The organism is Marinobacter sp. E2, from assembly GCF_055755345.1.
In genome coordinates this window covers 1,657,489-1,670,409 of record NZ_CM146911.1, presented here as the reverse complement: position 1 = coordinate 1,670,409, position 12,921 = coordinate 1,657,489, and the positions used below count along the sequence as shown (strand labels likewise).

General features: G+C 55.4%; 16 protein-coding genes. 14 read left to right on the top strand and 2 right to left on the bottom strand.

The annotated features are described in order from the left end of the window. The first annotated feature begins 30 nt into the window (after positions 1 to 30). Positions 31 to 933 (top strand): ABC transporter permease, encoded by a 903-nt coding sequence (locus tag AC0J1C_RS07625; RefSeq protein WP_375194057.1) that lies wholly within the window; start codon positions 31 to 33, stop codon positions 931 to 933. Between the two features lie 9 nt (positions 934 to 942). Beyond that, positions 943 to 1,737, top strand: a complete 795-nt coding sequence (locus AC0J1C_RS07620) for an ABC transporter ATP-binding protein (protein WP_473046294.1) — start codon at positions 943 to 945, stop codon at positions 1,735 to 1,737. Between the two features lie 60 nt (positions 1,738 to 1,797). Here AC0J1C_RS07620 and AC0J1C_RS07615 read toward each other — a convergent pair whose 3' ends face one another. Further along, positions 1,798 to 2,607: a DUF6160 family protein gene (locus tag AC0J1C_RS07615; protein ID WP_473046293.1), complete on the bottom strand. Its 810-nt coding sequence runs from the start codon at positions 2,605 to 2,607 to the stop codon at positions 1,798 to 1,800. A gap of 572 nt (positions 2,608 to 3,179) precedes the next feature. Here AC0J1C_RS07615 and AC0J1C_RS07610 point away from each other — a divergent pair. The 8 genes from AC0J1C_RS07610 to AC0J1C_RS07575 all read left to right on the top strand — a co-directional run bounded on the left by AC0J1C_RS07610 (position 3,180) and on the right by AC0J1C_RS07575 (position 10,526). Next, positions 3,180 to 5,318: an adenosylcobalamin-dependent ribonucleoside-diphosphate reductase gene (locus AC0J1C_RS07610; protein WP_473046292.1), complete on the top strand. Its 2,139-nt coding sequence runs from the start codon at positions 3,180 to 3,182 to the stop codon at positions 5,316 to 5,318. Between the two features lie 27 nt (positions 5,319 to 5,345). Beyond that, positions 5,346 to 6,044: a TSCPD domain-containing protein gene (locus tag AC0J1C_RS07605; protein WP_473046290.1), complete on the top strand. Its 699-nt coding sequence runs from the start codon at positions 5,346 to 5,348 to the stop codon at positions 6,042 to 6,044. Between the two features lie 375 nt (positions 6,045 to 6,419). Further along, complete coding sequence (locus AC0J1C_RS07600; protein ID WP_473046288.1) at positions 6,420 to 7,631, top strand: hypothetical protein; 1,212 nt, start codon at positions 6,420 to 6,422, stop codon at positions 7,629 to 7,631. A gap of 91 nt (positions 7,632 to 7,722) precedes the next feature. Continuing rightward, complete coding sequence (locus AC0J1C_RS07595; protein ID WP_473046287.1) at positions 7,723 to 8,040, top strand: antibiotic biosynthesis monooxygenase family protein; 318 nt, start codon at positions 7,723 to 7,725, stop codon at positions 8,038 to 8,040. A gap of 50 nt (positions 8,041 to 8,090) precedes the next feature. Continuing rightward, entirely contained in the window at positions 8,091 to 8,576 is a 486-nt protein-coding gene (locus AC0J1C_RS07590; RefSeq protein ID WP_473046286.1) for a GNAT family N-acetyltransferase, read from the top strand. A 91-nt stretch (positions 8,577 to 8,667) separates the two neighbouring features. Next, the gene (locus tag AC0J1C_RS07585; RefSeq protein ID WP_473046285.1) at positions 8,668 to 9,090 is read left to right on the top strand and encodes a hypothetical protein; all 423 of its coding nucleotides are present in this window, start codon (positions 8,668 to 8,670) and stop codon (positions 9,088 to 9,090) included. A 147-nt stretch (positions 9,091 to 9,237) separates the two neighbouring features. Further along, entirely contained in the window at positions 9,238 to 9,735 is a 498-nt protein-coding gene (locus AC0J1C_RS07580; RefSeq protein ID WP_473046284.1) for a nucleoside deaminase, read from the top strand. Beyond that, entirely contained in the window at positions 9,732 to 10,526 is a 795-nt protein-coding gene (locus tag AC0J1C_RS07575; protein ID WP_473046283.1) for an SDR family NAD(P)-dependent oxidoreductase, read from the top strand. Before AC0J1C_RS07580 ends, AC0J1C_RS07575 begins: the two co-directional genes overlap by 4 nt. Before the next feature lie 90 nt (positions 10,527 to 10,616). Here the strand turns inward: AC0J1C_RS07575 and AC0J1C_RS07570 are convergent, their stop codons facing one another. After that, positions 10,617 to 11,036 (bottom strand): DUF2267 domain-containing protein, encoded by a 420-nt coding sequence (locus tag AC0J1C_RS07570; protein ID WP_473046282.1) that lies wholly within the window; start codon positions 11,034 to 11,036, stop codon positions 10,617 to 10,619. 131 nt (positions 11,037 to 11,167) lie between these two features. Between AC0J1C_RS07570 and AC0J1C_RS07565 the strand changes: the two genes are divergently transcribed. The 4 genes from AC0J1C_RS07565 to AC0J1C_RS07550 all read left to right on the top strand — a co-directional run bounded on the left by AC0J1C_RS07565 (position 11,168) and on the right by AC0J1C_RS07550 (position 12,889). Continuing rightward, positions 11,168 to 11,458 carry a DUF1330 domain-containing protein gene (locus AC0J1C_RS07565; protein ID WP_091984753.1) on the top strand — a complete coding sequence of 97 codons (291 nt, stop codon included), beginning with the start codon at positions 11,168 to 11,170 and terminating at the stop codon, positions 11,456 to 11,458. A 184-nt stretch (positions 11,459 to 11,642) separates the two neighbouring features. Continuing rightward, entirely contained in the window at positions 11,643 to 11,963 is a 321-nt protein-coding gene (locus AC0J1C_RS07560; protein WP_473046280.1) for a hypothetical protein, read from the top strand. A gap of 1 nt (position 11,964) precedes the next feature. After that, the gene (locus tag AC0J1C_RS07555) at positions 11,965 to 12,486 is read left to right on the top strand and encodes a hypothetical protein (RefSeq protein WP_473046279.1); all 522 of its coding nucleotides are present in this window, start codon (positions 11,965 to 11,967) and stop codon (positions 12,484 to 12,486) included. 4 nt (positions 12,487 to 12,490) lie between these two features. Beyond that, positions 12,491 to 12,889 (top strand): GFA family protein, encoded by a 399-nt coding sequence (locus AC0J1C_RS07550; protein WP_091984744.1) that lies wholly within the window; start codon positions 12,491 to 12,493, stop codon positions 12,887 to 12,889. Positions 12,890 to 12,921: the final 32 nt, after the last annotated feature.

Sequence of the window (12,921 nt, the reverse complement as noted above, 5' to 3'; positions counted from 1 at the left end):
CCCGTTTCTATTTAATGGTGATACCCGACCATGCTGAGTAACATCGCCCTCTATGGCGCTATTGAAACCGGCCTGATCTATGGCCTGGTAGCCTTCGGCATCTACCTTTCCTTCCGGGTGCTGGACTTTCCCGACCTTACCGTGGATGGCAGCTTTCCCCTGGGAGCCGCCGTCGCTGCCGTACTGATCATCGACGGCTGGAACCCCTGGCTGGCCACCGGCTGCGCCGTGCTGGCCGGCATGGCAGCAGGCGCCGTCACAGCCCTGCTGAACGTAAAGCTCAACATTCTCAACCTGTTGGCCTCCATCCTGACCATGATCGCGCTTTACTCGGTGAACCTGCGCATCATGGGGCGGCCGAACGTGGCGCTGCTCACCGAAGAAACCGTGCTTACCCCCTGGTACGACCTGGGCCTGGAGTTCCACCAGGTACCAGTGCTGCTGTTCGTGATTGTGGTGTTCCTGTCCCTTATCCTGCTCTGGCGATTCATGAAATCCGAAACCGGCCTCGCCATGCGCGCCACCGGTGCGAACGCCCGCATGGCGCGGGCTCAGGGCATCGCCACGGGCGCCATGATTGTGCTCGGCGTTGCCCTCTCCAACGGCCTGGTGGGCCTTGCAGGCGCCTTGTTCGCCCAGAGCCAGGGCGCGGCAGACGTCACCATGGGCGTGGGCGTGATCGTCATCGGCCTGGCTTCGCTGATCGGCGGTGAAGCAGTGGTCACGCCCTCCACCGTGTTTCGGGCACTGATCGCCTGCGTGGTGGGCGCCATCATCTACCGGCTGGCCATCGCCTTTGCCCTGAACGCCGATTTCCTCGGCCTCCAGGCCCAGGACCTGAACCTGATTACGGCGGTTCTGGTAACCCTCGCCATTGTTCTGCCCGGCGTGCGCACGTCCATCGCCGGCAAACTGTCACGAAAAAAGGCCTGAGGAGACAACATGATCAGTGCAACCGATCTGCGGCTCACCTTTGGCAAAGGCACACCGCTGGAAAACCCCGCCCTTCGTGGCATGAGCCTCACCGTCAACCAGGGCGAGTTCGTTACCGTGATTGGCAGCAACGGCGCCGGCAAATCCACATTCCTGAATGCGCTGGCCGGCGAAGTCCTCGTGGACAGTGGCCAGATCATCGTGGACAACCTCGATGTCACCAAACTGCCGACCCACAAACGGGCCGGCCAGGTGGCCCGGGTGTTCCAGGACCCCCTTGCTGGCACCTGCGAAGGCCTCACCATCGAGGAAAACCTGGCCCTGGCCATCAAGCGTGGCCAGCGCCGTGGTCTCACCTCGGCGGTTAAACGCCAGTACATGGAGCAATTCCGGGACAGCCTCTCATCGCTGAACCTGGGCCTGGAGAAACGCCTGGGCGACAAGATGGGTCTGCTCTCTGGCGGTCAGCGCCAGGCCGTGAGCCTGCTGATGGCAAGCCTCACGCCCTCCAGCATCCTGCTGCTGGACGAACACACCGCCGCTCTGGACCCGAAAACCGCCGCCTTCGTGCTGGAACTGACCACCAAGATCATCGAGGATCAGAAGCTGACTGCGCTGATGGTGACCCACAGCATGAAACAGGCTCTGGAAGTGGGCAGCCGCACGGTGATGCTGCACCAGGGCCAGGTGGTGTTCGACATCGCCGGTAAGGACCGCGAGGGCCTGGAAGTGAAAGACCTGCTGGGCCTGTTCGAGAAGCAGCGCGGACTGGAAGTGGACGACGACAGCCTGCTGCTGGGCTGAAGTCATGGCAGAAAAAACGGGGCCTCGCGGGCCCCGTTTGTTTTTAACGGCAGGAAAGACTCAGTGGCCGTAAATGCGCATGGCCGTGTTCGAGATGGCCAGGTTGTCCATGGCTACCGAGCCAATCGACACACCGCCCACGAGCACGCCACCAATCCGCATGTCTGCCTCGAAGAGCTCCATATCCACGGCAAGCGCTTCATCGCCAGCGGCGTTGCTGCCCTTGTAGATATCGAGATCGACGTTCGCGAACAGCCTCAGGGGCTGGGGTGCAGACAGATCATAGTCTGCGCCGGTGAGCTGCAGATCCCGGATGCCGAGGGCCAGGAACGGCACATCGAAATCCAGATCGTCAATCGCGATGTCTGTCAGCAGGTTCAGCTTGTCGGTGGCCGTATCAATGCGGATCGTGCCGGAGCCGATCAGCATGTCCATGTTGAAGTTATCCAGCACGGTGGTACTACCGCCGGTGCCGGTGAGGTTCCAGGCGCCGGTGCTCATCCGGAAATCCACCGCGTTAAACGTGATGGGCAACAGATTGATAATGGCATCGCCATCCTGTGCGATATCAATATTGATCCGGATGTTGTCCAGTCGATCGGTCGCCTGCCCGTTCAGATTCAGGTTCATCTCAGAGAACATGTCGGTGCGGTTGGCACCGCCGATGAAGATATCGTTGACCTCAAGAGAGCCTTCATCGGTGTAGATGAAGCGATCGATGTTCAGTCGGGTTTCCAGCTCGATGGTCACACCGGCCTGGCCGGTGATGTTGCCCATGTCCGAGTCGTCCAGCATCTGGATCTCGGCCATGGCCGCGGGTGGCGCACCCGCGACAAAGAGCGCTAGCAAGGTTGGTTTCAGGCCTTTCATTATTATTTCCTTGTTTTGTATTGGTCACATCCTGTGGGCCACTGCAATGTTCGACACCACCCTCCTACTTTAACGACACGTATCGACGGGGTACGTGCAGAAGTCACATTCTGCCCGGCTCTGCAGGGCTATTACCGGTGAATTTTTAACCACAACATATAGTAGTAATGAGTTTTTAGCCGCAACGCGCGGTTTTCCGGGAATTTTCGACGATGCAAGCGCTCAACGATTGATTTTCTTTGCGGCATGCTCCCGTTCAATAGTTGCGTTCTTATTCACACAACACTATATCCTGTTATACTCCTCAAAAAATAAGCCCACATATAGGGCCACAGACTTCCAGGCGGTCACAGCATCACAAGTGGCCGCAAGCGGCTCCAGCCGCGCCAACACAACGATCTACAGACGTAACCGGGCATCCGGGAGCAAAACCGCCTTCACAGGCAACCACCATATCTAGTGGTTTACACGGCTCCGCGGAACAAATCGCCCATGGCATTGATCAAAAGGGGTACAGCATTGCTCTGCAGTGCTGTCAAAAAGAAGACATACTGGACATACCGAGGGTGGCAATGAACGCTAAGGCACAGGCAGTGGTAACGACAATTCCGATGCAGGAAGCCTCAATCGACATCTGGCACAGCAAATACCAGCTGAAGACCAAGAATGGCGATCCCGTAGACAAGGACATCAACGCAACCTACGAGCGCGTTGCCAAGGCCCTTGCCGAGGTGGAGAACAAATCCGTACGCACCCAGCACATGAAGAACTTCATCTGGGCCCTGCAGAACGGCGCTATCCCGGCCGGCCGGATCACCTCCAACGCCGGTGCCGAAGCGCACAAGCCGGCCACCTCCACCATCAACTGCACCGTCTCCGGTACCGTTCAGGATTCCATGAACGACATCCTGGAGAAGAACCACGAAGCCGGCCTTACCCTCAAGGCAGGCTGTGGCATCGGTTATGAATTCTCCACCCTGCGCCCGAAAGGCGCCTACGTGGCCGGTGCCGGCGCCACCACCTCCGGCCCGCTGTCGTTCATGGACATCTTCGACCGCATGTGCTTCACAGTGTCTTCCGCCGGTGGCCGCCGCGGTGCCCAGATGGCTACCTTCGACGTGCACCATCCGGATGTCATCGACTTCATCCAGGCCAAGCGTGAAGATGGCCGCCTGCGCCAGTTCAACCTCTCGCTGCTTATTACCGAGGACTTCATCGAAGCGGTGCGCAATGGCGACGACTGGCACCTCTCCTTCCCAGTGACTGAAAAGGAAGTGGAAGACGAAGGCCTGGACCTGAGCGACGCCAGCCAGTTCGTGTACCGCGATTTCCCGGTGCAGAAAGGCTATGTGGTGAACGACGAAGGCAAGGTGGCCTGCCGCATCTACCGCACCCTGAAAGCCCAGTTCATCTGGGACACCATCATGACCAGCACCTACGACTACGCCGAGCCGGGCTTCATCCTGATCGACAAGGTCAACCAGATGAACAACAACTGGTTCTGCGAAGACATCCGCGCCACCAACCCCTGCGGCGAGCAGCCCCTGCCCCCGTACGGCAGCTGCCTGCTGGGCTCGGTGAACCTGACCAAGTTCGTGGACTACCCGTTCACCGACAAGGCCAGCTTCAACTACGAGAAATACCGCAAGGTAGTGGGCATCTTCACCCGCATGCTGGACAACGTGGTAGAGATCAACGGCCTGCCGCTGGCCGAGCAGCGCCACGAGATCACCTACAAGCGCCGCCACGGCATGGGCATCCTGGGCCTTGGCTCCACCCTTGCCATGCTGCGCATGCCCTACGGTTCTGAAGAATCCGTGCAGTTCACCGAAGAAGTGGTGCGCGAGATGGCCGTGGAAGGCTGGCGCCAGTCCCTGGCCCTGGCCGAGGAAAAAGGCGTGGCGCCGATCATGGACGACGAGTTCGAGATTGACGCCAAGATGCTGAACAAGTGCCCGCAGCTGAGCAAAGACGGCTACAAGCTGGGCGACAAGGTGAAAGGCCGCATCCTGCACGCCAAGTACAGTCGCTACATGCAGCAGATTGCCAGCGTGGAGCCGAAGCTGGTGGAAGAGCTGGCCGAGAAAGGTGGCCGCTTTACCCACCACACCTCCATCGCGCCCACCGGCACCATCAGCCTGTCGCTGGCCAACAACGCCAGTAACGGCATCGAGCCGAGCTTCTCGCACCACTACGCGCGCAACATCATCCGCGAAGGCCGGAAGACCAAAGAGAAGGTGGACGTGTTCTCCTTCGAGCTGCTGGCCTACCGCCACCTGGTGAACCCGGGCGCCATGCCGTTCTCCGAGGACGAAGACAAGCAGCTGCCGTCCTACTTCACTACATCAGACGACGTAACACCGGCGCAGCACGTGGACATTCAGGCCGCAGCCCAGAAGTGGGTAGATTCCTCGATTTCCAAGACCGCGAACGTTCCGACAGACTTCGCCTACCAGGACTTCAAGGACATCTACCTCTACGCCTACGACAAGGGCCTGAAGGGTTGCACCACCTTCCGCTTCAACCCGGAAGCCTTCCAGGGCGTGCTGGTAAAAGAGAAGGATCTGGAAAACACGCTGTACGAGTTCACCCTGGACGACGGCAGCAAGGTGACCCTCAAGGGCAACGAACAGGTGGAGTACGACGGCGAAATCCACAACGCCGCCAACCTGTTTGACGCACTCAAAGAAGGCACCTACGGCAAGTACTGATCCGGGAACCGACACAGGACAACGAACATGACAGTTAAAATCAGCAACAAAATCGTCGGCTACCGCGTAAAAAAAGCCGACCCTGAAGCCGCCGCCGAGCAACAGGCACCGGTGCAGGCAGACAGCAAGCCCGTTCAGATGAACGAATACATCGAGCGGCCGGACTTCCTGCTGGGCACCACCTACAAGATCAAGCCGCCGGTGGCCGAGCACGCGATGTACATCACCATCAACGACATCCTGCTCAACGAAGGCACCGACCACGAAAGCCGGCAGCCGTATGAAGTGTTCATCAACTCCAAGTCGATGGAGCACTTCCAGTGGGTAATCGCCCTCACCCGCGTTATCTCCGCGGTATTCCGCAAGGGTGGCGATGTAACCTTCCTGGTGGAAGAGCTGCGCAGCGTGTACGACCCCAACGGCGGCTACTTCAAGAAAGGCGGCGTATTCATGCCGTCCCTGGTGGCTGAAATCGGCGCCGTGATCGAGAAGCACCTGAAGGCCATCGGTCTGCTGGAAAGCGAGGAAATGAGCGAAACCACCAAGCGCATCCTCGCCGAAAAGCGCGCCGAGTTCGAAGCCACCCACACCACGGCCACGAACGACGAAAAAGCCAGCGACTACCCCGCCAACGCCACCATGTGCGGCAAGTGCAGCACCAAGGCGGTGATCGTGATGGACGGGTGCGCGACCTGCCTGTCCTGCGGTGACAGCAAGTGCGGTTGAGGTGATTGACTGCAGTGAGTGATGAGAAGGCCTGGAGTTAACGCTTCGGGCCTTTTTGTTTATCGGGGGGCGGAAAAGGGTGGAAATATACGACACTTGTCCGAAAATCTCCTAACTGCCCGCGCCATCGGCTTACAAGCTCATGAGAAATATGGAATATTTCAGGAATAGTCGATGTGAATAGGCGAACAGTCTCTGCCCAGACCGTGGAGGAGGTTGATGCTTATTTATGAGAGATCTGCTCTCCAAGTTTGGTATCGCTAAGATATAGAAGGGAAACCTGATCAGGGGGATCAACCAGAACTTGAAATAGCCGCATTTGGATAGACGTCAGTTGACGTTTAATTAACTGTTACGAAGACAGGGAATAGCTGTGTGAGTATGGAGAATTTTGTTGAAAGGCTCAAAGTATTTGGTTTTGATATTGTTGTTGAAGGCAATGATCTGACTTTAAAGTACGATGGTGAATCAAAAAAAATTGCGGTAGAAGGAGATTGGCAGACTGCCATACGTGGATATTATCGTTCAAGGCGGCACCATTACGAAGAAGATGACAGAGTATTTTGGTCACCAAAATCGTTTGAAAGACCGATAGGCAGACTTAATCAAAATGTATTCAGTAATGCGAACTATGAGTTCTCATCGAATCGAAATGGTAAGGTCATTATTGATAGGGCGACAAAGAAGTTTAGTTTGGCTTTTTTTAACTCAGAGGAATATGAACGCTTTTTTGAAGCCATTATTGAGCGACGACTAAAAAATCGAGGATTAAGAGCTTTCAAGTCTGTAGATGACTTTTTGTGGCAGCCTAGAACCATCCGATTCGAAGTTTCATCAAATACAGACAAAAGTCTTCTTTTTGATAAAGCAAACAAATCAATCTCGGCTTGCTTGTTTAAGCTTTCCTACGAAAAAGGTGAGTGCTGGGAGCCATTGAAGCCTAAGAAAAGAATCCAAATTGAATTTCATGACGATGATCCAGACGAAGAACTAAATATACCTTTGGCGACATATGATGAAAACTTAGTTAGGTATTATAAAGTAGCCAGGAGTAGTCTTTTTCCTAGCCAAGCATTTTTGGCTTTTTATCATATACTTGAATACAACTTTTTGAAAGTTTCAGACGAAAGTTTATATAATAAAATCAGAGGCCAAATCAACAATCCTGAATTTAGACCAACACAAAAAAACATCGATAGATTGATTACAACTATAGGCAGCCATAAAGAAAAGTCGGATGAGACAGAAATGCTGAGGGCAGTTCTTCAAAAATACGTTAATGAAGAAGAACTCATAGACTTCATAAATCTGGTTGAGAAAGAGGCAGACAAAAAAGTATATACCAACAAAAGGCCAATTTTCGGAGAAGATTGTGTTATTTCTACAAAATCTGGCCATGCACTTTCAAACAGTGCGAGAATAATTAAGCATATTCGGAATTCGCTTGTTCATTCTAGTGATCGATACACGCGAGAGGATTGCCATATCCCCTTAACCGAGTCAGAGGAATTAGTTCATGAGTTTGTCCCCTTGGTTAGGTATATGGCTGAAAAAATAATTTTTGCGTCAGCGTCAAGTGCTCCGTAACAATCGCAGGCATGGCGACGTCTTTTGCATTGCGGCTTCGCCTCCATTCCAAAGCCGCGCATGCTGCGGGCGTTAATGCCTAGAGGAATCTATGTCAGAGATAGCCAAAACTCCTGAGCCGCCGTATTACGCGGTTATTTTCAGTAGCCATCGCACCGAGGGCGACAATGGTTACGGGGAAATGGCAGAGAGGATGGTTGAGTTGGCAGCAACCCAACCGGGCTTCTTGGGTATGGAGTCTGTCCGGGAGGATTTGGGTATCACCGTATCCTATTGGGAAAGCTTGGAGTCCATCACCAATTGGAAACAGAACGCCGAGCATCGAGAGGCTCAGCGATTGGGCCACCAAAAATGGTACTCCACCTTTCGGGTTCGTATTGCGAGGGTAGAGCGTGAGTACGGCATTTAACCAGCCAGTTGAATGGCCGTCCCGGACCACATCTATTTTAGAAGAGTTGTATGAACCAGCCTTTGAGCCTCAGAACCGCCGCCGAAACCGACCTACCCTCCATCGTTTCCCTGTTTACCGATTCGGTCCATCAGCTCGCGGCCCGCAGCTATACGCCAGAGCAACGGGCCGCATGGGCGCCGGAAGCTCCGGACCTGGAGCAATGGCGATTCCGGCTGGCAAAGGTGGAAACCTTAATCGCAGAGTCTGATGGCACCATGGCGGGCTTTATCTCTTTCACCACCGGCGGCCACATTGAGTTCCTTTTCACTGCGCCGGCGTTCTCCCGTCGAGGAGTCGCATCGTTGCTCTATGAGGCTGCCGTAGAAGGCCTTCTTGGCAAAGGCGTCCGAACGCTGACAACAGATGCGAGCCTCGAAGCCCGTCCCTTTTTTGAATCCAGGGGTTTCTCGGTGGTGGAAGCCCAGACAGTGGAACGCGATGGTGTTCAGCTTCAGAGGTTCGCAATGATTCGGTACCTCGGTCAGAGTGAATGAAACGAGATTCCGAAGATCCGCGTATTCGCCGGGCATTGGGATAATTGTCAGCACCGGCAACCGAAACAAAACAAGGTAGGGAAACACGTTTATGTTGGAAATGATTCTATTGGTTAACACCGTCTGGTTCGCAATGGGCTTCCATACTTTCTCAATTCGCCACCGGATATTCGCGAAGATCATGGTGCCCAAGGAACACAGGGATACACCCGTCTTCGACATTCTGGCCGAATCGGGCCGGTTTCTGGGTGGTTTCAATTTCGCGTTTGCTGTTTTGAATATTCTGTTGTTAACCAACCTGGACCTGTTTCCGAGCGATGCCCAAAGGTCGATTTTACTGTTCGTCTTCGCGATTGCTCATGGCTCACAGTTCATTTTCAATGTGCCGATTGCGATTCAAAATCGCAGGGGTGGCGGCGTATGGCAGGTTAAGGGCCTGATGCTTTTTATCTTCATCACAGATTTCGTCATGATGGCGTTAAACCTGGTTGCGGCTGGTTTTTACGCCATGTGAATCGAGTGATGGGGTTTCTCGCCGGGATACCAGTAACGGTAAACCCGGACAGATCTGTTTCTATCCTCCCGAGCGTAAGTCGCGACTGAGCCACAAGAGATCTACTCTTTCATCCAGGCAAGCGCCAACCCCAATCGGAGGCCAAACGTGAGCGATCCCCTGATCGACGACACAGACAAAGCCTTTCTACAGCAAGCCGTTCAACTGGCCATCGACTCCGTCGACAAGGGCGGCGCCCCGTTCGGTGCTGTGGTGGTTCAAAACGGCAGAGTAATTGCCCGGGCGGGCAACCGGGCGAAGCAGGATTGCGACGCCACCGCCCACGCGGAGGTTGCGGCGATACGTCTTGCCGGCCAGGCGCTGGGTAACGCCCACATGCCCGAAGCCACCCTGTACGCCAGCTGCGAGCCCTGCCCCATGTGCCTGGCGGCGGCCCATTGGGCTCGCATTCCCCGAATTGTGTTCGCCGCACCCCAGGAAACGGCCAATTGGGCCGGCTTTGCCGATGGCAACATTGCCGAGCAGCTGTACGGGCAAATTCACCCCGTAAACCCGGAGCAGTTGGGGTTGTGTCACATTGAAATCGAGAACTCGGCGGCGCCTTTTCAGGCCTGGCTGAGAAAGCACGAAGGAGGTCTACGATGAACATTGAACTTACCGGTAAAACGGCCATTGTCACCGGCTCCACCCAGGGCATCGGCCTGGCCATTGCCAAGGGACTGGCCGGGTCCGGGGCCACGGTTGTGGTCAACGGCCGCAAGCAGTCGAACGTGGATGCCGCCGTGGCCGAAGTTCAGAAGACCGCGCCCGGCGCAAAGGTTCGTGGGGTCGCTGCCGATCTGGGTACGGCTGAGGGCTGTCAGGCGTTGGTGGATGCCGAGCCGAGCGCCGATATCCTGGTGAATAATGTCGGTCTGTTCGGCCCGCAGGACTTTTTCGATACCCCGGACGATGACTGGCAGCACTTTTTCGACGTCAACGTGATGTCTGGCGTGCGCCTGTCGCGAGCATATCTTCCGGGCATGGAGAAGAACGGCTGGGGCCGGGTGATTTTCATCTCGTCCGAATCTGGCCTGAACATCCCGGCCGATATGATCCACTACGGCTTTACCAAAACAGCCAACCTCTCGGTGTCCCGCGGGCTGGCCAAGCGCATGGCCGGTACCGGCGTCACCGTCAATGCCGTACTGCCAGGACCGACCATGTCGGAAGGTGTGCAAGGCATGCTCAAGGAGGCCGCCGAACAATCCGGCAAGAGCATCCAGGACACCGCCATCGACTTCGTGAAAGCCGAACGGCCCAGCTCCATCATCCAGCGCCCGGCGGAAGTGGATGAAGTCGCCAACCTGGTGGTGTACGTGGCCTCTCCCCTATCATCAGCCACTACCGGCGCCGCACTGCGGGTGGACGGTGGTGTCGTCGATTCGATTGCCTGACGGACAAAGGCGGGAATAGGCAATCCTTGCGAAACAGCGGAGGAAAAGCCTATTCCGCCCAAGAAACTCGGGCTTTCTCGAAAACCCTGATTACTGGGGCCAGAGGTCCCAGACTTCCTTCGGATGCATTTTCCTGACCTCGGCCAGCTCGTTGCTGTCGAGGTGGCGATCGAGCACTTTCAACACGGCTTTCAGGGTTTGCTCGGCGTCTACATCACCGTCGATGGTCTGCTCAAACGCCTGCAGGTACTGCTCCCTGTCACGCCACTTGTGCGGCGTTTCCGCAGGCTTCCAGCCTTCGAAGAACAGCCCCCGGGCAAGGATCGGTAACTGGGCTGCAAAATCGGCCGCTTCGTTGACCGTAATGCGGTCTCTGAGGGTTTGCAGCACGGCTTTCAGTCGCGCCCACGCCTCCTCTTCACTGATGGCGTCCAGCTCAGTCGAGATGTCCTTGAGCCAGGTGTTTATGGTCTTTACGTTCTGATCAACGATGTCGATGCTGGATTGCATCAAGACCTCCTTCTCGCGAACGAATGTATGAATGCCTACCACCGTCCCTGAGGTCATATACTGTGGTTTCAAGACGAGCAAGCGCGCGGTAAGCAAGCTCGGATGATTTACTCAGTGACTGGAGAACAACAATGACGGCTTATGTAATCGGAAACATCACCGTGAAGAACCCCGAAAAATGGGCAGAATACCGCAGCGAGGTGCCTGCAACGCTGGTACCCTGGGGTGCGGAACTGGTACTCCGGGGTAAACAGGCGAAGGTACTGAGCGGGGACTACCGGCACACCGATACGGTGGTTATCCGTTTCCCGGATGCGAAATCCGTTGCGGGATGGCACAACTCCCCGGCCTATCAGGCACTGGTTCCGTTGCGTAAAGAAGCGGCGGATGTGGATCTGGTGAGTTTTGAGGGCGATGGTTAGGTTGGCCAAAGCCAACATCGAATGCGTCCTCAACCTGGATCAGTCGTCGATCCAAAGGACTTCGTGACGGAACCCTCAACTGGCTGATAAAACGAAAGACCAACTGGTTCTGGCCACCGTCATTTGTTAATTTGAAAAGCGTCCAGGAGGACAATGTCTCCAAGCAAGCAAAAGGAATTGGATCATGGATCACAGTGAACGTGAGTACGTCTCTGCTGCCATCAACTTTTTCTGGGGCGATGGCACCGCCTCACCAGAATCTGTCAATGAGCGATCCGCTGAGGTCGTCTACATCGCGGTCTCTGAATCGCGATCCTGCTCCGCCTCCATGGACCTGGTGCCCAGACCCAGCGGTGGCAAGCCGGGTATCTCCTACATCGTCAAGCAGGTTGCAGGCATTGGTAAGAATATTGTCTCCGGTAATGAAGAGACTTATCGCATCTGCAAGCTTCAAGTCAGCCAGAACTTCCGCTCTGAGATCCACATGGCCCTGAAAGGAATTTGATATGTTCAGGCTTATTCTGATCGCCACTGCTTTCGCTCTCTCCTTTGCCGTCAAAGCAGATAGTCGCATCGAACTTGTTTACTCGGATTTAAAATTCAGCATCCCGGCTGGCTTTACGCTTGTTGGTGATATTGGTGACAGCCTGAAACTTCTGGCCTTCAGATATGGTGATAAGCCTGGCAAGCGGTTCCTGGCATTCACTGATATGACGCACGATCAAACGTTGGATTACGGCTGCACACCAGGCACATTCTTCAGAGCTGTTTTCTTTGCGACAGCTTCAAACCAGTGTGATCAAACGTTGATAAAAGCGATGCAGGAAAACTTTGTCACTGACCGAAAGGTCGCCACCTGGAGCCAGGGCAGCTATTCCCTTGCCTACTCGGATCATGGGAAGAAGGCCTTTCTCTTTGTGATTGGCGAAGACGGGAAGCTACTCAGAATTGATTCCGATTTTCTCAGTGGCGAATCCCTTAAGCAGATCGCTGCTGACATCCGACTCACGGGAAACAACAGGAGATAATTCAATGACCCAAACCGGCAGTTGCCTCTGCGGCGGCGTCAAATACGAGATCCATGGTCCCCTGACCGATGTTCTGAACTGCCACTGCACCATGTGCCGTAAACTTCATGCGTCCGCTTTCCGCACCCGCGCAAAGGTAAAGTCGGCAGATTGGCACACGGTGCAAGGTGAGGCATTGCTCACCTTCTACGAGTCGTCGCCAGGCGAACACAAGGCCTTCTGCTCCAACTGCGGCTCCAGTCTCTACACGAAATTTGATGCCCATCCGGAAGTGCTGGGATTCCCCATGGGCACCCTCGACACGGATCCGGGCGTTAAGCCGCAGCGGCACGTTTACGTTGGCAACAAGGCCCCGTGGTTTGAGATTACCGACGACCTGCCCCAGTACACGGAAAATCCCTGAGGCCGGGAACGGGCGGCCTCTGAATTCTGCAA